Origin of the sequence: Rhizobium phaseoli, from assembly GCF_003985125.1 — a bacterium.
Lineage (GTDB): Bacteria > Pseudomonadota > Alphaproteobacteria > Rhizobiales > Rhizobiaceae > Rhizobium > Rhizobium phaseoli.
Genome location: NZ_ML133565.1, coordinates 24,222 through 42,867, shown reverse-complemented (window position 1 = coordinate 42,867; position 18,646 = coordinate 24,222). Strand labels below are relative to the sequence as shown.

Sequence of the window (18,646 nt, the reverse complement as noted above, 5' to 3'; positions counted from 1 at the left end):
TCCGTTTACCTGCCGAACGACATCCTCTTTTCGAGATGTCCGCTCAGGAGGGAAAGTGGCCAGCACAGCGCGAAATAGATCGCGCCGACCATTCCGAAGACGATCAACGGCTGGAAAGTGTTATTCGATATGATCTGCCCGGCACGGGTGAGTTCGGTAAAGCCGATGATTGCGACGAGCGAAGTTCCTTTAACGAGTCCGACGAGGAAGCCGATCGTCGCAGGAAGCGAGATCTTGAATGCCTGTGGGAAGACCACGTCGAGCATGCGGTGGCGGTACGGCAGGCCGAGGGCTCGCGCCGCTTCGGTCTGGCCAAGCGGCACCGCCTCGATGCCTCCCCGCCAGATTTCGCCGAGAAACGCACTGCTGTGGGCGGTCAATCCGATCGCGGCGGCGATCCATGCGCTGACGTCGAGTCCGACCAAAGCAACGCCATAATAGAACACGAAGAGTTGCATCAGGAGCGGCGTTCCCTGGAACACCTCAATGTACAAATAGGCGAACCAGCGCGGAAGCGCGTAGGGACTGGTTCGCATCAGAGCGATCATCACACCGAAGATGCCGCCGCCTGCAAATGCAATAGCCGAAAGAAGAACCGTCCACTTCAGCCCTTCCATGAGCATCCAAAGGTCATTTACCGAAATTTCTCTGACCATGGTCTGACCTCACTTAGTCGGATAGGAGAAGTAGAACCGGCCAAAGAGCCGAAGGAACGACGAGATGCAGATGGACAATGCCAGGTAGATTCCTGTGACGACGAAATAGACTTCGAAGCTACGGAAGGACTGCGATTCAATCATTTGCGCCGAATAGGTCAGTTCGGGCGCAGAGATCGAAGCGACAACGCTCGAGGTCAGCATCAGAAGGACGAATTGAGCGGAGAGACCGGGATAGACCGCACGAACGGATGGCTTCAGAATAATGTCGAAGAAGATCTGGCGTCGGTTCAAGCCCAGGGCTTTGCCGGCTTCGATCTGGCCGTACGGCAAGCCGTCGACCCCACCGCGAAGAACCTCGGCTATATAGGCCGCCGTATTGACAGTCAGCGCCGCGATTGCTGCGAACGAAACCGAAAATTTCAAGCCGATGGAGGGCAGCCCAAAAAAGATGAAGAACAGTTGGACGAGGAATGGAGTATTGCGAATGACCTCGATGAACACTCGCGCTGTTATGCGAACGGGCGAGACATTGCTCCTACGCATAAGCATCACAAGGACGCCCAGAACGAGCGCCAGAATACTTGAGACAGCTGTGTAATAGAGAGCCTTGAGTATGCCATCCAGAAGGATGGGCCATGCGTCCCATACCACGGAGAAATCGAAATCATATCCCATAATCGCGTCCGTCGTCTTCAATCCGGCGTTTCTTGCGAACTTGTCTCATCATCAGTTTGCGATCTCGAAATCGGCGTCCACTTCGACTGCAACGCCATGCGGAAGGGAGCCGACGCCGATAGCGGTGCGCGTGTGACGGCCTCTTTCGCCGAAGATCTCGACAATCACGTCCGAGGCTCCATTGATTACCGCTGCGTGTCCGCCGAAATCCGGGACTGCGTTGACGAAGCCGCGAACGCGAGAACAGCCAACAACTCGATCCAGGTTGCCGCCAAGCGCATGGTTCAACTGTGCGACGATGTTCATTGCGCAGACGCGCGCAGCCTGCTTCGCCTCTTCGGCCGACATCGTTTCGCCTACCTTGCCGACGAAGCGCACCTGCCCATCGACCTTGGGAACCTGTCCGGATACATAGAGCATCGATCCGAGGATCTTGGTCGGGATATAGGTAGCGGTTGGGGCCGTTACGGCGGGAAGAACGATTCCCAGCTCGTTGATGCGGTCGTGGACGGACTTTTTCATTTTCAGTTCCTGTAGGTAAGTTTTGACGTTCAGCCGAAGAATGTTCGCAAAGCGACCTTCACCTCACCCCGCTCGTCGAGACCGAAGATCACGTCGTGCTTATCGATCGTCGTGCACGGATGCTTGATGCCGAACTCGATGACGTCGCCGACGCTCAGCTCGAGTTCCGGGGCATGAACGAATGCGTGCTGGTCGTTAAGCTTCGAGACGACCGATACGTCGCCTAGGGTTATCACCCGTTCGCCGTTGCGCCATACCGCGACGGGGACCGGAAGACCCTGATCATGTGCGACGTCGCGAAGGCCAAAGCCGCAGATGGCATTATGAGGGCCATTCATAGACAGGACCTCGGCCCAAATCCTGAGCACGGGCGTGAAGGCTCCTGCGATGCTGTCGCTTGCAGCTTTGCCCAGCATTCCACGTGAAGAGATCGCCTGTAGTCTCGCACGAATTGGTCCGTGATCGCTGAAGAAGCAGGCTCCGCTCCTCAAGAGGAGTGTGACGTTAGAATCGCCGCCCACGATCGGCCGACAGCGATCAATTACGTAGTCGAAAAGACTGGAGCCCCCCATCGACAAGACGAGCGGCCTTTCCGGCCCGACCGTTTCCCGAGCTGCTTTCAAGGCAAAGGAGACGCGATCGAAAAGGTCGTCGAGATTCTCTAGAAGCTCCTTCTCGTCTGGATGGTTTGCCGTTCCCTCATACGCGGCAATTCCTGCCAATCGGATATGCTTCGAATTGAGGCCCGCGATCGACCGGACAAGATGCCGAGCTTCCGTATCGGAGTTTACTCCACCCCGGCCGCAGCCGACCTCCACCAGCAGGTTCAGCGGCGGAAGCGTGTCGTCGCCCAACCACGATCTGGCCAAGGCCGATACCACGTCGGTCGAGTCAACGAACATGAAGATCTCTGCTTCGCAATAGTTTCGAAGCAGTCGTGCCAGCCGCGTCACGGCGGATTTACCACCAATTTCGTTGGCGATCAGCACCCGGCGGAGTCCGTGATGCAGCATCACCTCCGCTTGGCGAAGGTCCGCGACGGATACACCCCACGCGCCGGCAGATACGAGATCTCGGGCGAGAACAGGCGACATCGGCGTCTTGGCATGCGGAGCGATCTGGCAGTCGAAGTCACTGCAGATGCCAAGCATTGTCTTCTTGTTTGTCTCATAGGCTTGCAGATCGAGCGTCAGCAGCGGGAGGCTCATCTCGCCGCCGGCGGGACGCCAGTGCGCATCCGGGATGTTGGCGGAACTGACCGGCGCGTTCCCGACCGGAATGCCGCGCAGTCCCGGTGACAGGTTGAAGGTGCCAATTTCTGCGGCCAGTTTCTCGATCATGCTCATCGAAACACTCACTTCGAAACGACATACTGGTCGAGACGATCCCGTTCGACTGCTTCGTGCGGCCTATCGTCGGGCTTGCCATAGCCACCGCCGCCGGGAAGCTCGATAACCAGTCTTTTGCCTTCTGGGACGAACTGCCGGCCCTTTGCATTCAGGGCGGTGCCGTCGTTGAGATAGGCGCGGCCCGAGGCGCCATTTTCGCCCCCTTCCCGGCCCCTCGCCGCGTTTTCGACTCGGTCGAACATGGCGTTGAAGTAGAATTCATGACCGTCCGTCGGTGCGATCTCAACGACTTGACCAAGGCCGCCGCGCTGGCGCCCCTCGCCGCCCGATCCATTTCGCAATTCTTTGCGCCAAACGATGACCGGGCCCACGTGCTCGGTTGCTTCCACCGACATGCTGTGAACGCCGCTTGGAAAAGCAGTCGCATTGAGACCGTCGAGCGTTGGGCGAGCACCGCTTCCGCCGGAATTGAACATCAGGATCTCGGTGCGGTGCAGATCGAAGCCGTTGGCTGCACGGCCTTGAGACGGGCGGGCACTGAGGTGGATATTCCACAGGGCGCCAGCGCCTTCCGCCGGAACCGTGTCGGGCAGCATCTTATGGACTGCGCCGAGCACGGTATCCGGAACGAAGTGACCGAGTACGTGGCGAACAGCGACCGGCGCTGGTCGCTGCGCATTCAAAATGCAATTCTCCGGTGCAATGATCCTGAATGGCTTCAGGGACGCCGCATTGTTTGGAATCTCCGGTGCCAGCGAGCATTTCAAGCCGTATGCGGCGTATGCCGTCGTATAGATCAGCGGGACGTTGATGCCGAGGGGACTGGGCGGCGATGTACCATCGAAGTCGGCGATGATTTCGTCCTTCCGCACATCGAGCTTTACGACCATGTCGATCGCCGATCCGTAGCCGTCCACGCGCATCGAGTTGCGGTAGATACCTGCGGGCAGTTCGGCGATGCGGTCGACGGTAGCCTGGTAGGAGTGATCGAAGATGAACTTCGCAAGATCCTCGATATCGGCAATATCGAATTCCGCGAGCATTTCGAGAAGCCGCTTGTGGCCGATCTCGTTGCAGGCGGCGAGCGAATACAGGTCTCCGACGACCTGGTCGGCTTCGCGTACGTTGTTACGAACGATGTTGATCAGATCGCGGTTTACTGCGCCTCGCTCCGCGAACTTCATGATCGGGATGAAAATGCCTTCTTCGTACACTTCACCAGCGTCGGGTCCGAAGCCGCGTCCGCCGACATCGACGACGTGCGCGGTGCATGCGAAAAAGCCTATCAGGCTACCCTTGTGGAAGGATGGGCTGACGACCGTGAAGTCGTGTAGATGTCCGGTACCCTTCCAGGGATCGTTGGTGATGTAGACATCGCCCTCGAAAATATTGTCGCGTCCGATCGTGTTGATGAAATGACTTACGGCTTCGCCCATGGCGTTCACGTGTCCGGGCGTTCCCGTTACGGCCTGTGCGACCATTTCACCGGCAATATTGAATACACCGGCTGAAAGGTCACCCGCCTCCCGCACGCTCGTGCTAAAAGCGGTGCGCACCAGTGTCAGAGCCTGCTCTTCGACGACGGAGATGAGCCTGTTCCACATGATCTGGAGCCGCATCTCGGCGATTGCATCGCGTTTCTGTGTCATGGCCTTTTCCTTATGCGTTCTTTGCAGTCACAAGCAGGCAGCCATCGGGCTGCATGATCGCCTCGTAGGATGACGAGATGATCGTGGTCGTTTCCCGCTCCACGATCGCCGCCGGACCGGAGACGTACTCGCCAACCTTCAGCTCAGTTCGCTCGACAATGTCGGCGGGCAGATATTTTCCTGCGCGGGCGTCGAACATCTCTCGTCGCGTCGGCACCTTGGCCGCATGAGTCCTCGAAGCCCGCCGAACGGGCTGCGCCTCATGGATCGGGGAACTGGCGCGAAGCGACCAACTGATGATTTCCGCGTCGAGACCATCGATGGCCCGGCCGAAATAGGCGGCATAGGCGTCTTCGAACTGCTGGCGCAGAGACGCGCCGTCGTTTTCCGCATAATCTCTTATTTCTACGATGACCGGGATTTCCCAGCCCTGGCCGACGTAGCGGACATAGGCTGTGCACTCCATCTCCACCTCGGCATTTGGATCGGCCGCGTGCACGAAGCGCGTGGCCTCTTCCTGCAATTCTTTCAGTACCGAATTCACCTTGCCGGCTTCGAACCGTGCGAAGCGGACATAGGCACTCCGCACGGATTCGAAGGCAATAGGTGCACGCAAAAATCCAATGGCGGACCCGACACCCGCGCCCGGAGGAATCAGGAGCTCCTTCATGCCGAGCTTTTCACAAAGCCGGGAGGCATGCAGCGGAGCGGCGCCACCGAACGCGATCATGCTGTACTCGGCAAGCTCCTTGCCATTTTCGACCGCGTGCATGCGGGCGGCGTTCGCCATGCTTTCGTCGACGACCTCGCAGACGCCGAAAGCGGCGGCATTTTCGTCAATGCTGAGTTTGGCGCCGACCTCGCGGGAAAGCGCGCTCTTCGAATTGTCGGAACGGAGCTTGATCGAGCCGCCTGCGAAGTTGTCAGCGTCCAGTCGGCCAAGCAGCAAATCGGCGTCCGTGACCGTAGGCCGGTCACCGCCGCGGCCGTAACAGGCAGGCCCAGGCTCGGATGCGGCGCTATGAGGACCGACACGAATCTGCTTCATCCCATCGACGGAGGCGATGGAACCGCCGCCGGCGCCGATCTCGATCATCTCGATAACCGGGATGGAAATCGGCATGCCGCTGCCCTTTTTGAAGCGATAGGTTCTCGCCACTTCGAACGTCTTGGCGGTTTTCGGCGTAGCGTCGTCGATTAGGCAAATTTTTGCGGTCGTTCCGCCCATGTCGTAGGAGAGAACGCGGTCAAGGCCGTACCGCTTGGCAACTTCGGCAGCGAAGATGGCGCCGCCAGCCGGCCCGGATTCTAGCAGGCGGACCGGGAATTCAGCGGCGCTGTCAACGGTAATGATGCCTCCGCCCGAATGGATCATAAATACGGGGCAATGTGCACCCGCTTGGCGCAGTTTGTCGACAAGCCGGTTGAGATAGGATGCCATCAAAGGCTTCACATAGGCATTGGCGCAAACGGTGTTGAAGCGTTGGAACTCGCGCATCTGCGGCGAGACTTCGCTCGATATCGATATCGAAATCCCGGGGATTTCGGCTGCGAGAATGTCGCGGACCTTCTTTTCGTGAATGTCGTTCACATAAGAGTGCATGAAGCCGATGGCGACGCTTTCATATTCGCCCGCTTTGATGGAGGCAGCCAGCGCGGCAACCTCGGCCTCGTCCAGAGTTTTCAAGATCTCCCCGTCGGAGCCGACGCGTTCATCCACGACGAGTCTGTCGCGGCGCGGGATCAGCGCAGGGGGAAGCACGATATTGAGATCGTAGAGTTCGAAGCGGTTTTCGGTCCGCATTTCGATGACGTCACGAAAGCCGCGGGTCGTGACGAAGGCCGTCTTGGCGCCACGCCGCTCGATGAGCGAGTTGGTCGCAAGCGTCGTTCCGTGAATGATGGTACCCACTTCCGAGAACGGCAGGGAGGCGTCGCTCAAGACCCCCGCGATACCGTCGATGATAGCCGCCTCAGGGGCCGTATAGTTCGTGAGGACCTTGGTCGAGAAGATCTTGCCTTGGTACTCCATCGCGACGTCGGTAAACGTACCGCCGATGTCGACGCCGATCCTGGCCTTTGGGTTGTCCATCTATCTATGCCCTATCTTCGGGAACCCATTGTGATTCACGTCCGCCCGCTCGTTCCCTTTTTTCATCTGCGGCCTAAAGCCGGCTTGGCGGTCAAGATCGTACTTGTAGCCTGATAGAGATATGATCTCTTGTCAACAGATTGTTTTAGCATGTCGGTGATTATGTTGTTTTCCCGCAGCTGCGGAAGGCCAAATTTCGTTGGAAATCCAGGGTTTCAACTTCGTGATGGACATACGGCACGTGAAAGGGCAAACATGTGCCGAGCAAGATATGATCACCGAGGCTTGAGGTTGGAGGCATTCACTTGAGCGCGACGAAGAAGAACACGCTGACATTGAAGACGGAGAAGGCCTTGCGGGAGCGCATCCTCGACGACTCCATCAAAGTGGGCGACAAATTACCGACGGAAAAGGCGCTGGCACTTGAGTTCGGGGTAAGCCGAACAGTAATCCGAGAGGCGGTTGCAGCGCTGCGCGCGGATGGATTGCTGGAAGCCAAACACGGTGTCGGCGTGTTCGTTTCCCAGAAGGCGGAGCCGGAAGCCAGCTCACAGCAAGGCGTTGGAAATTTGCATTTTTCAGCTTCCATGCTCGATATCCTCGAACTTCGTATGGCGGTCGAGGTGCACGCAGCCGGCCTTGCCGCAGCACGCAGGTCTTGGGCGCAGGAAGCAAAAATTTGGGAAGCGGCAGACCGGTTTCGAGCGGCGCTCGCCGATAACGTGCCCACCGAGGAAGCGGACTGGACCTTTCACCGCTCGATTTCGGAAGCGACAAACAATGAAGCTTTCATCGAATTCTTTGACCGGCTGGGCCTTTCCATCCTCCCGCGCCGTGCTTTGGAGGGTGCCAAGCGTGGGACACTCATAACCCATCAATACCTTGAGAAGTCGGTCGGCGAGCATCACGCGATCTGCGAGGCGATCGCGCATCAAGACGTGGAGGCGGCGCGTGATGCCATGAAGAATCACATTGGCAGAAGCCAGATGCGTTACCGGGGGCTGATGGTGCAGGCTCGGAAAAATACCGAGGAACAAGACAATACGCTTGACGACGCTACATAAGATATGATCTCTTTGCATTGTGATAGGATGACATCGAGGCGTGAAATTGACCTCGCCTGATTTTGTCCTGATGGTGCGGCCCCGGGTTCGGCTGCGCATTCACGCCCTGCGGGCGGCGGTCGTGGTTGCATGCTCAGGTTTCGATCGAGCGAAGGCCTTATGCCATCTGCGAATGAAGCGCCGGCCGGTGTGATGGCGGCTCAGCATGATCGGAAGCAAAGCTATGTCCTGGAATACGTCCACCATTCAAACTGATGTCGTCGTCATCGGGCTTGGCGCGATGGGAGCTTCTACGCTCTATCAACTCGCCAAGCGGGGCGAGCGAGTTCTAGGCATAGATCGGTTCGTTCCTCCACACGCAAAAGGATCCAGCCACGGCGGTACTCGGGTGACCCGAGAAGCAGTCGGCGAAGGTCCGGCATACGTTCCCCTTGCTGTGCGCTCTCATGAGATCATTGCAGATCTCGAAAAGGAGTTCGGTGAGACTTTCCTTGTGAAGTCAGGAACGCTTATTGTCGGATCGCCGATGAAGGGAGCCACACCGCTTCACGGGGCGCAGGATTTTCTAGCCAGCAGTATCGCCATGGCCGAGGAGTTCGGCGTTGAGCATGAAATCCTCAACGCCGAGCAGTTGCGAGCCCGCTATCCCCAGTTCAGGAACTTCCGTGATACCGATCGCGGCTATCTCGAGCCCAATGCCGGATACATGCTTCCAGAAGCTCTCATCAATGCCCAGATCAAAGGCGCAAGGGCGCTTGGTGCGGAGGTGATGACGGATACCGTTGTTGAAAAACTCGAGCAGGTCGACGGCAAAGTCGTCGTGCATACGAACAATGCAACTGTTCACGCCAAGAGAGCGGTCGTCGCGGCCGGTGGCTGGACCCGAGGTTTGCTCGGAGCGCCCTTCGATAGAATTCTCACCGTCACTCGTCAGACGATCCATTGGTACGATGCAGATGACTTCGCGCCGTTCGCGCCCGAGAAGATGCCGGTGTTCATCTGGTTCGTGACGGATCGTCTAGAAGACTACTTCACCGGATTCCCGGTCACGGATCCACGGGAGGGCGTCAAGATGGTCGCAAGCCGCGACACGCCCGATATCGATCACGAGACGATCGGTCCCAAGGCCGAACGCTGGGAGTCCGATGACTTTTACAGCAAGCATGTCGGGCCGAATATGGTCGGCGTGAAGCCCGATGTGGTCAACAACGCGACCTGCTTCTACACGAACACGCCCGATAACGGATTTATCATCGATGCCCATCCCGAAATGGACAAGGTCATCGTAATCTCTGCATGCTCAGGACATGGCTTCAAGCATTCGCTAGGCATAGGAGAAGCCGTTGCCCAGGTCATCCATGACGGCAAAAGCAAAATCGATCTCTCCGCTTTCACTTTGGCGCGCTTTCTTTAGGGAGGCGCAGAAATGTACGATTTCGGAAACTTGCGCGATGACATTGCGGCGGCAGCCGAACGTATTCGGGAATTTGTCGTCCGGACTCCTCTCCTGGAAAGTGTCACGCTAAACGACGAGCTCGGGGTACGCTTGATCGTCAAACCGGAGAACTTGCAAAAGACGGGCTCATTCAAAGCGCGCGGCGCGCTCAACTTTCTTCTTCGTCACGGCGCCAGCGCAGGATCGAGCTTCGTCGGATATTCCTCCGGCAATCATGCCCAGGGACTTGCTTATGCGGTAAGGATCTGTGGGTCGGCGGCCACCGTGCTGATGCCCAAGACGGCTTCGCCCCGCAAGATTGAAAGGACCAGGGCACTTGGCGCAACAGTCGAGCTCCTGGATGACTTCTTCGAGACGCGGCAGTTGCGCGTGAATGATCTCGTCTCGCAAGGCTTCGTCTTCGTCCCGCCCTTCGACCACGACGATATCATCGCCGGGCAGGGTACCGTCGGGCTTGAGATTGCGGAACAATTGAACGCGCGATCCATCACGCCGGACTTCATCGCCATCCCTGCCAGTGGCGGAGGTCTGATCGCCGGTAGCGGAGTAGCCGTCAAGGCGGATTTCCCGGAATGCGCAATAGTGGCTGTCGAACCGCGAGGCTTCGACGATTTCGCAAGGTCTATCGCCGCGGGCGAGCTTCAGGACTTTGAACCAGGTGAGAGCACACTTTGTGATGGGCTCATGTCGCCAAGGCCGGGACTTTTGCCGTTCAAAATCGTCCGAGGCCTGCGACCGTCATTCGAAACCGTCTCGGATATCGATGTTACCAATGCCATCCGAACGCTCTTCGATAGTTTCAACCTCATCGCGGAGCCCAGCGGCGCCGCGGCTTTCGCTTCGATCCTAGCCAGATCGAGCTCGTTCCGCGGAAAGACTGTCGTCGTTGTCGTGTCGGGCGGAAACGTTGGTTCGGCTCTATTCACCAGCGCCCTTGAGGGCGCCACCGCAGGCAATCCCACCTTTAAGAGAAAGACGACCCAATGATCTACAATCGTATTCTGCTCACCGGGGCGGCCGGGCTCCTTGGAACCGAGCTGCGCAAGCGTCTCACTCCGAAAGTCAAATTTCTTCGCTCCACCGATATCGCTTCGATGGCCGATGCTGCTCCCAACGAGGAACTGGTACAGGCAGACCTCGGTGACATCAGCGCCGCGAAGAACCTTGTGCGTGATATCGAAGCGATCGTGCATTTTGGTGGCATTTCCAAGGACGCCGACTTCGAATCTATTCACCGTGTCAACATTGCCGGCTTCCACAGTCTCTACGAGGCAGCCCGGTCGGCAGGCGTCAAGCGCGTGGTATTTTCCAGCTCGGTGCATGCGATCGGTTTCTACGATCAGACGCAGACGATCGACTCCGGAGTCCCTGCACGGCCCGACTCGAATTACGGCGTCGCCAAGGCTTTCGGCGAGAATCTGGCGCAGCTCTTCTGGGACAAGCATGGGCTTGAAACGGTCTCGCTGCGCATTGGCTCTTGTGAGGCGAAGCCGAGTACTCGCCGTCACCTTCTGACATGGCTTTCGTTCGACGACATGTGGCAGCTGGTCGAACGCTCCCTCACCGTGCCGCGCGTCGGGCACACGATCATTTATGGTGCGTCGAACAACCGGGCATCTTTCTGGGATAACCGGTTTGCCTCCCACATCGGTTACCGTCCGAAGGACAGTGCCGACGATTATCAGGACGATATCTTCGCCGCAGATCCTCAACCCAGTCGCGAGGACGTGGTGAACCGTCTGCAGGGCGGGATCTTCGCAAAACAGGCGTAGATCGTGGGATGAAGATTGCCTACTCAGGGGATGCGTTCGGGCGGTTGAGAAAGCTCTGAAACGGGCAGCGGCAAGGACAGGCGCGAGCTGAAGGAGATTGGATATGCTGACAGGCAAGCACTTGATTGCGGGCCGCTGGAACGATGGCAGTGGAACGTTTCGATCCGATACGATAACGGGTGACGATCGCACATTCTCCGCCGGATCGGTTGAACTCGTGCACGAAGCGATTACAGCGGCGGACGAGGCCTTCCCGGTTTACAGCGCCTTATCCCGGGGAACTCGCGCCGGCTTTCTGCGAACGATTGCGGAAGAGATCGACGCCATTGGTTCGCAGATTACGGCGATCGGTTCGGCCGAGACCGGCCTGCCCCCGGCACGCCTCGAAGGAGAACGGTCTCGAACGACCGGACAGCTCCGGCTGTTTGCCGATCACATTGCCGACGGCTTATACCTTGACCGCCGTCACGATATCGCGCTGCCTGATCGAAAACCTGTGCCGCGGCCCGACATCCGTCTGATGCAGCGCCCGCTGGGACCGGTTGCGGTTTTCGGAGCCTCGAACTTTCCTCTGGCATTCTCGACGGCGGGAGGTGACACTGCCGCCGCCCTTGCTGCTGGCTGTCCGGTTGTGGTCAAGGGACATAGCGCCCACCCTGGAACCGGCGAGCTCGTCGCACAGGCGATCGAGAAAGCGATCGGTCGCTGCGGCATGCCGCTTGGCGTCTTCAGCCTCATACAGGGTGGAAACCGCGCCGTCGGCCACGCCTTGGTCCAGCATCCATCGATCAAGGCTGTCGGTTTCACAGGTTCGCTAGCCGGCGGTCGCTCCCTCTTCGACCTGGCGATGGCCCGGCCCGAGCCTATTCCCTTCTTCGGCGAACTCGGCTCCATCAATCCGATGTTTGTCCTCCCGAGCGCGGCGAAAGCGCGTGCAGCCGATATCGGCCGAGGCTGGGCCGGCTCACTTTCCCAAGGGGTCGGTCAGTTTTGCACAAATCCTGGTGTCGCGATTGTCGTCGCGGGAACCGATGCCGGCAGCTTTGTGAAGGCGGCTGCGGAAGAGCTTCAGAAGATTTCCCCGGCTCCGATGCTGACGGCTTCTATTGCACGGTCGTATCGCGATGGAACGGCTGCCCTTGAGACGGCCGAAGGCGTGACGAAAGAAATGGGGCAGATCAGCCCAGATCGGGCTGCGGCGCCGTACCTGTTCAGGACAAAAGCTAGGAATTGGCTTGCAAATCCGACCCTGCACTCCGAAGTTTTCGGACCGTCGGGCATAATCGTCGAGGCGTCCGATGTCCGGGACTTGCTCGAGGTCGCCAGGTCGTTCGAAGGTCAATTGACCTTTACTGTTCATCTTGACGATGACGACTGCGGCGTCGCTCGCGAGCTTCTTTTGATAGCGGAAAGAAAGGCCGGTCGGATTCTTTGCAACGGTTATCCGACCGGCGTGGAAATCTGCGACGCGATGGTGCATGGCGGCCCCTACCCGGCCTCGACAAACTTTGGCGCGACATCTGTCGGAACTATGTCGATCCGACGGTTCCTCAGGCCGGTGTCGTACCAGAATGTGCCGGAGAGCTTACTGCCCGACGACCTGCGCTGATCCGACGGAAATTCGAGGGCAGCCCGCTGCATTATTCCCTAAATCGGAATCGATTTGAGGATGAAATTATGCAGCAATTCAACGTGCTCCAGCGCCGCGCGTCTGAAAAGATGCACAGCGCTCGAGACGATCTATTGGGCGTCGATACGCCATGCAAGTGGATGTGAAAAGCCGACAAAACCGGCGGCGGGGGTCGCGACACCGAAGTCACTGTTCCGGAATTGCCGCAGACTTCCAGAACGCGTGCCAGAGCGATCCAGCTTTTGATGGAAGCGCTGAACCGCTCTAACTTTCTATTTTTGCGCAGTTCCGGATGGAAAACTGCTTCGCACTTCGTGGAAAGGCTCTACATCTTATCGGCGATATGGCGCAATGAGCGCTTCCATCATGCCCATCTCTTCTCCGGTCAGATCGGTCAAAGGAGTCCGGACCGGGCCCGCATCGAAGCCCTGAATTCGAACGCCCGCCTTTACCGCGGACACCGCATAGCCCTTGCCGCGGTTGCGAATCTTCATGAAGGGATAGAAAAAGTCCTTGAGAAGCTGTTCGCACTTCGCGCGTTCGCCGGCGCGCAGCGCGCCATAGAAATCATTCGCTAATCCAGGCACGAAGTTGAATACGGCGGACGAATATGTGGTGAACCCTGCCCCAAGATAGGCTTCCGCAAACAGCTCGGCGGTCGGCATCCCGCCCAGATACATAAGTCTGTCGCCGATGGTTGACGTTACTTGGCGAACAAGTCCGATGTCGCCTGTGCCGTCCTTGAAACCGATGAGGTTAGGACATTCGTCGCACAAACGGGCGAGTGTATCGGCATGAAGAACGGAATTGTCGCGGTTATAGACCATGACGCCGAAGCCGACCGATTGGCACACCTTCTTCACGTGGGCATACAATCCCTCCTGCGGAGCGTCGATGAGATAATGCGGCAGCAGAAGTATGCCGTCAGCCCCCGCCTTCTCCACCGATTTTGCAATCTCCACGGCAATCTCGGTCCCATATCCGCACCCGGAGACAATGGCGGTCTTTCCCGCGGCTTCCTTTGCCGCTGAAACGATGGCCGGGATCTCGCTCGGGCTCAATGAGAAGAATTCGCCTGTTCCGCCTGCGGCAAACAGGACCGGTGCATTGTAGCTGGCAAGCCATTCGACATGAGCCTTGTAGCTCTCCGGCGCGAACTTGCCGTTGCGATCGAAGTGGGTAACCGGGAACGAAAGGAGGCCCGAGCCAAGTGCGGCCTTTAGCTGCTGCGGATTCATGTCTGTCTCCAAGTTGAACTGGATGAAACAATACCCAGGAGACCATATCAGTGTCAACCATAGATATGATCACAATGGGTGAAGCCATCCGCGACATCATATCTCTCTGGGTTCAATGTTGTTTCGTACTCTTGCCGCGATCTGTTCTGACTTGATGAAAATGCGATATGTTCTTTGTGTCCAAAGCGAAAACGTCTCGATGTGCGACCGCTGGCGCGGGCCTGTCGGATTCCAGATTAGCGGAACGCGGACGGCCGCCCCGCTCATCCGGGCCGCATTCGTCGGTTTTCGCAATGTGGGCCGCGCATGCAGATCACGAAAAAGGAGCGTTTTATCAAGGCATGGGGTACCTTCGCCTTGATGGGATATGAACCGTCGACCGTGCTGTTTTGATCGTGCGCGATAACAATAATTTACTGAACTTGCGGTCAGCCATCGACGACCATAACCACCGCCTACCGGTGGGAGCCGCAGCAAAACCAGAGCGCGTCGTTAGAATTAGGTGTGGGCTCTTGACGCGAAAAAAATTGGCGATGCGAAGGGGTGCCGCTTTATCGGCAGCACCTGCCAGCACTGCGCAATCTCACCTTCGTCCAAAGATCATTCGTCCAGACGACCAGCCAAACGCTTCATGAGATCCATCCGCTCATGAAAGATCGCTACGATCAAAGCGGGCGCACCCTCGCGAGGCAGACAAAAGACGTAGTGATGTTCGCACCGCGCCATTCGTAATGCCGGATGAAGCGCGCTCATATCCTTGAACGGACCCTTGCCTTCAGCGAGATTTGCAATACCTCGCTCCAAAGCTGAGACGTAGCGGCGCACCTGAGCAGTACCCCATTGCGCCCGCGTGTAGCGGATTACAGAACGTAGATCGGATTCCGCGTCTGCCGTAAGGATGTAGGCTGTCAAGCACGATCCTCGGCAATCTCCTCATCGAGGATGTCGCCTACGGTTTTGGTCGATAGTTTTCCCGCGAGCCCGTCCTTGATGCGCGTGTTCATCAACGTTTTCAGCTCCTGCCAGGCCCGATCTCCATCTGTGTCGCCAGGAAATAGGCGCTCGAGTGCATACTGTTTGATTGTCTTGCCCTGCAAAGCTGCCAGCGCCTTCAGGGTCTGATGTTGCTGGTCCGTTATGTCGATCGTCAATCGGCTCATCGAACTACTCCCTGAACTGAGAAAACCTACATTAGCACGTATGTGGGTATGTGGCCACCGCACAAGGTCTCTGAACCAATTCAGCAGCAGCATTCGCTATCACTCCACTCATCACGCATCGCTTCGGTGGGGGAACCGTCGATCTTCAAATGGCTGCAGTTGAAGGGAGTTGAACCTGCGGCCCATCTATCACACCCTGCCTAGGTGTCAGTTTCACCCTTAATATAAGCCTGCGCGCCGTTCGCTGGTCGCACTCCGCGCGTAACCGCTCATCTGGCGGTCCGAGTTCTTTGCAACTCTGCCGCGGGCAGGACGTTCACCCGTCATCACGTCCGCAATCAACGCGAGCGGGCTCAACCGCAGCGCACGAGGCTGACAAATGCCGGATCGGGTACATGGAGAACTGTTCGCACTGTCCGACGCGTCGATATTCGCCACGGTCACCGGCAATGGCCCTCCATTGCTGCTCTTGCACGGCTTTCCCGAAACACACCTCATGTGGCGAGACATCGCTCGATTGCTGGCGTCCAGATTCACAGTCGTCTGCGCCGACCTGAGGGGCTATGGTGCCAGCAGCTGTCCTTCGACTGTTTCCGACCCCTTGGCCTATTCGAAGCGTGCGATGGCCAAAGACATGATCGAGCTGATGGCAAAAGTCGGATTTGGCCACTTCATGGTCTGCGGCCATGACCGCGGCGGCCGTGTGGCCTATCGAATGGCGCTCGATCATTCAGGTCTGATCGAAAAGTTGGCAGTTCTCGATATTGTCCCGACTGACGACTCATGGAACCGTGCGGACGACCGTTTCGCTCTGGCATTCTGGCCTTGGAGCCTGCTCGCGCAGTCGCCGCCATTGCCGGAGCGGCTCATTGTCGGCGCGCCCGAGGCTGTTATTGACCAGGCGCTTGAGGGTTGGGGTTCCTCTGCAACGGCTTTCCCGCCCGAGGTCAAACGCGCCTATGTTCAGGCACTGTCTGATCCGGATCACGTCCACGCAATTTGCGAAGAATATCGCGCAGCAGCGTCTATCGATCGTGAGCACGATGCAGAAGATCGGATTGCGGATCGTAAAATTGACTGCCCGATGCTGGCGCTCTGGAGCGCGACCGGTGCGCTGGCTGAGTGGTACGCCTCGGAAGGCGGGCCCCTGGCGCTCTGGCGTCAGTGGAGCGACAAGGTGGAAGGCTGCGCTGTGCTGGGCGGCCACTTTTTTCCCGAAGAGCATCCAAGAGATACTGCGGAGACTTTGGCCCGATTTTTCGGAGGCCCTGGTACTGCCCTGTAACGGCTCCTTGGTCACCGCCCCGAGACTGAACACGCGCGTGAGGTCGAGCCGGCTGTCGTAAAACCCAAAAGTTCAAATGTGGCTCGGATGGTGGTGGTGCCGTCTTCCGCCATTTCGGGTTCTTCCATGATGGTGATGAATCAAACTCGCCAATTCATCAATAGGCCCAGGTGATCAGATCATGAACGATACGGGATTTTCGCGTTACCTCGTCGTGGCGCCTGCCTACTATCAGAAATCTTCACGACCATTCGGATCGCAGAAGCGGCCGACACGACTATCAGACTTGAACACCGTCTGATGCAACCCCTAACGCTCCCCTGGTCCGGGCCCCTCTGGCGAAATTTTCGGCGCTTTCGTGATGCCGGACCATTTCCCGACATTGTCTTGCCGAACCGAATAGGAGGTATTTTGTGATCTCGGATATCGCAGCTTGGCTATTTGCTCTATTCGCCATCGACCCGCTTCAGGCGCAGATCAGCGAGCGGTTAGAAGCGGCCAAAGTTCCTGTCGCAGCAGTCCAACAGTCGCGGCAATGTATCACCTCACATGCGCCGCGACTTGTGGAACGCGCTGGCGCTGAGCCGGGCTGGGCCATCGTCACGGCTGTGGGGGTCGCGACCGGCTGGACAGCACCAGCCGAGCTTTGGTTGCACGTGATCCAAACTGCTTGACGCTGGCTCTTAAGATCGAGAATGACCAGGCCCGGGAAGCCTGATCATGGATCCGGAGAAGAGCAAAGTAGGCGAACCTCGCGGCGTCGCCTCGGTCACGCTTATGAGACTTGCCAACACCGCACGGAGGCGTGGTGGCTTCACGCTCGGCGACGCACTTGCCTCAGCTGAACAGGCAAGCTTCGGCTTTGTGATGCTGCTGACGCCGTCGTTCTCTCGGGACGAAATTTGACTAGTGCCGATCTCTGGTCCAGCGGAAACTTCTAGCCCCGCTGGTAGACCATCTTGACGATTCCGCTGTCGAACGCCTCAACATCGACACGTCTAAGGTTCATGCGAACATCCACCTCCTCGAACAACCGCGTCCCGCCGCCAAGCAGCACCGGGTGGACCAGGAGGTGAAACTCGTCTACGGCCCCCAGGTTCGTCAAGGATTGCACAACCGTAGCACTGCCGAAGATGAGGATCGCCTTATCCGATCCCGCCTTTAGGGCGTCGAGAGCTCGCTGTTCGATGGAGGGCCATATCGTAGAGTTGCCCCAAGGCGCCTTTTGCAAGTCATGTGAGACGACGATGTGATGGGCGGCATTGATCATATCCGCGTAGCGCCTTTCCCAATCCATTGCTTGAGGGTTATTCGGTACCGCACTCCAGTATTGTGACAGCTGCTCGTAGGTCCGGCGACCACTGAGAATCGTATCGGCTTGCGCCATGAGTTCGGTTTCGTATTGCGCAAGGCGACCGTCGCCAAGGATCCAGTCAAGGGCACCATTCGGGCCGGCGATATATCCGTCTAGACTGACCCAATTGCTGACGATCAGTTTCTTCACTTGCAGTCTCCCTTATCATGCTGCCCTCGCACTGGATGAAGGCCGCGCGTTGATAGCGAGCCAGATTGATTGCGAGCTGCTTTAAAGAATTTCGAACACATCATACTCGACGCCACCAGGCCGTCGTCCGCCTTTCGCAACCGCGACGATCTGGTTGAGCCAGGCGTGGTGTGGGGCGGCGGTCTCGAAATAGGGCGTTGTCCGGAGATAGTATTCGGAAGGATCAACCATTTCGCCGCGGGCGAGACGCTCGTCGACAGCCTGGGACGAACGCCGGACGCCGCGATAGGTCATCAAGATCAGGCCGCCGTCATCGGCGACAAGCAACAGCCTTACATCTTGCTGAAACGTGCCGTCTGCGCGCACCAGCAGCAGATCGGAGCCGATCAGCGGCGACACCTCTCCTTTCAGTCGCGCGCCTTCGAAACATCCGCCGGAAACGGGAAAGATGCGGCGGCTTCCGGCCGGTGTCTGGCCAAGCTCAAGCGCCGGATGAAGAGTCAGGAACAATGTGAATAAGTGTCGAGATTGCAGGGACATGTCGGATCGCCTATGTTGGATCTAAACCCTACTTGAAGGCGCTGTAGCTCC

19 protein-coding genes are annotated in these 18,646 nt (G+C 58.0%); 8 read left to right on the top strand and 11 right to left on the bottom strand.

Annotated elements, in window-relative coordinates; all coding sequences use genetic code 11:
- Positions 1-5: 5 nt before the first annotated feature.
- Genes EFD56_RS00170 through EFD56_RS00145 form a run of 6 tightly spaced genes read right to left on the bottom strand, consistent with a single transcriptional unit; the run spans position 6 to position 6,946 of the window.
- Positions 6-656 (bottom strand): amino acid ABC transporter permease, encoded by a 651-nt coding sequence (locus tag EFD56_RS00170; protein ID WP_126904399.1) that lies wholly within the window; start codon positions 654-656, stop codon positions 6-8.
- 9 nt (positions 657-665) lie between these two features.
- Positions 666-1,334, bottom strand: a complete 669-nt coding sequence (locus tag EFD56_RS00165; RefSeq protein ID WP_126904582.1) for an amino acid ABC transporter permease — start codon at positions 1,332-1,334, stop codon at positions 666-668.
- A gap of 51 nt (positions 1,335-1,385) precedes the next feature.
- Positions 1,386-1,856 carry a RidA family protein gene (locus tag EFD56_RS00160; protein ID WP_126904398.1) on the bottom strand — a complete coding sequence of 157 codons (471 nt, stop codon included), beginning with the start codon at positions 1,854-1,856 and terminating at the stop codon, positions 1,386-1,388.
- A gap of 29 nt (positions 1,857-1,885) precedes the next feature.
- The gene (locus EFD56_RS00155; RefSeq protein ID WP_012490245.1) at positions 1,886-3,202 is read right to left on the bottom strand and encodes an amino acid deaminase; all 1,317 of its coding nucleotides are present in this window, start codon (positions 3,200-3,202) and stop codon (positions 1,886-1,888) included.
- Positions 3,203-3,210: 8 nt separating this feature from the next.
- Positions 3,211-4,854: a hydantoinase B/oxoprolinase family protein gene (locus tag EFD56_RS00150; protein WP_004669975.1), complete on the bottom strand. Its 1,644-nt coding sequence runs from the start codon at positions 4,852-4,854 to the stop codon at positions 3,211-3,213.
- 10 nt (positions 4,855-4,864) lie between these two features.
- Complete coding sequence (locus EFD56_RS00145; RefSeq protein ID WP_126904397.1) at positions 4,865-6,946, bottom strand: hydantoinase/oxoprolinase family protein; 2,082 nt, start codon at positions 6,944-6,946, stop codon at positions 4,865-4,867.
- 305 nt (positions 6,947-7,251) lie between these two features.
- Between EFD56_RS00145 and EFD56_RS00140 the strand changes: the two genes are divergently transcribed.
- The 5 genes from EFD56_RS00140 (at position 7,252) to EFD56_RS00120 (ending at position 12,847) form a co-directional block, all read left to right on the top strand.
- Entirely contained in the window at positions 7,252-8,010 is a 759-nt protein-coding gene (locus tag EFD56_RS00140) for a FadR/GntR family transcriptional regulator (protein WP_037113432.1), read from the top strand.
- 223 nt (positions 8,011-8,233) lie between these two features.
- Positions 8,234-9,424: an N-methyl-L-tryptophan oxidase gene (solA, locus tag EFD56_RS00135; protein ID WP_012490248.1), complete on the top strand. Its 1,191-nt coding sequence runs from the start codon at positions 8,234-8,236 to the stop codon at positions 9,422-9,424.
- A 12-nt stretch (positions 9,425-9,436) separates the two neighbouring features.
- On the top strand, positions 9,437-10,453 hold the full coding sequence (locus EFD56_RS00130; RefSeq protein ID WP_126904396.1) for a threonine ammonia-lyase: 1,017 nt from the start codon (positions 9,437-9,439) through the stop codon (positions 10,451-10,453).
- Entirely contained in the window at positions 10,450-11,238 is a 789-nt protein-coding gene (locus tag EFD56_RS00125) for an NAD-dependent epimerase/dehydratase family protein (protein ID WP_126904395.1), read from the top strand. Before EFD56_RS00130 ends, EFD56_RS00125 begins: the two co-directional genes overlap by 4 nt.
- Positions 11,239-11,341: 103 nt before the next feature.
- Positions 11,342-12,847, top strand: coding sequence for an aldehyde dehydrogenase (NADP(+)) (locus tag EFD56_RS00120; RefSeq protein ID WP_126904394.1), 1,506 nt, complete (start codon positions 11,342-11,344; stop codon positions 12,845-12,847).
- Positions 12,848-13,200: 353 nt separating this feature from the next.
- Here the strand turns inward: EFD56_RS00120 and kdgD are convergent, their stop codons facing one another.
- The 3 genes from kdgD to EFD56_RS00105 all read right to left on the bottom strand — a co-directional run bounded on the left by kdgD (position 13,201) and on the right by EFD56_RS00105 (position 15,266).
- Positions 13,201-14,106: a 5-dehydro-4-deoxyglucarate dehydratase gene (gene kdgD / locus EFD56_RS00115; protein ID WP_126904393.1), complete on the bottom strand. Its 906-nt coding sequence runs from the start codon at positions 14,104-14,106 to the stop codon at positions 13,201-13,203.
- A 600-nt stretch (positions 14,107-14,706) separates the two neighbouring features.
- Positions 14,707-15,018, bottom strand: coding sequence for a type II toxin-antitoxin system RelE/ParE family toxin (locus EFD56_RS00110; protein WP_012490253.1), 312 nt, complete (start codon positions 15,016-15,018; stop codon positions 14,707-14,709).
- Entirely contained in the window at positions 15,015-15,266 is a 252-nt protein-coding gene (locus EFD56_RS00105) for an antitoxin (protein ID WP_126904392.1), read from the bottom strand. The genes EFD56_RS00110 and EFD56_RS00105 overlap by 4 nt, the downstream gene beginning before the upstream one ends.
- A 379-nt stretch (positions 15,267-15,645) precedes the next feature.
- On the opposite strand from EFD56_RS00105, the gene EFD56_RS00100 reads away from it, so the two are divergent.
- From EFD56_RS00100 to EFD56_RS00090, 3 genes are all read left to right on the top strand, one after another.
- Positions 15,646-16,551 (top strand): alpha/beta fold hydrolase, encoded by a 906-nt coding sequence (locus EFD56_RS00100; protein ID WP_126904391.1) that lies wholly within the window; start codon positions 15,646-15,648, stop codon positions 16,549-16,551.
- 413 nt (positions 16,552-16,964) lie between these two features.
- Entirely contained in the window at positions 16,965-17,225 is a 261-nt protein-coding gene (locus tag EFD56_RS00095; protein ID WP_210289983.1) for a hypothetical protein, read from the top strand.
- A 46-nt stretch (positions 17,226-17,271) separates the two neighbouring features.
- Positions 17,272-17,457, top strand: coding sequence for a hypothetical protein (locus tag EFD56_RS00090; RefSeq protein WP_126904390.1), 186 nt, complete (start codon positions 17,272-17,274; stop codon positions 17,455-17,457).
- A 31-nt stretch (positions 17,458-17,488) separates the two neighbouring features.
- Here EFD56_RS00090 and EFD56_RS00085 read toward each other — a convergent pair whose 3' ends face one another.
- Positions 17,489-18,055, bottom strand: coding sequence for a dihydrofolate reductase family protein (locus tag EFD56_RS00085; RefSeq protein WP_126904389.1), 567 nt, complete (start codon positions 18,053-18,055; stop codon positions 17,489-17,491).
- A gap of 81 nt (positions 18,056-18,136) precedes the next feature.
- Positions 18,137-18,595 (bottom strand): DUF3237 domain-containing protein, encoded by a 459-nt coding sequence (locus EFD56_RS00080; protein ID WP_126904388.1) that lies wholly within the window; start codon positions 18,593-18,595, stop codon positions 18,137-18,139.
- Between the last annotated feature and the right edge of the window lie 51 nt (positions 18,596-18,646).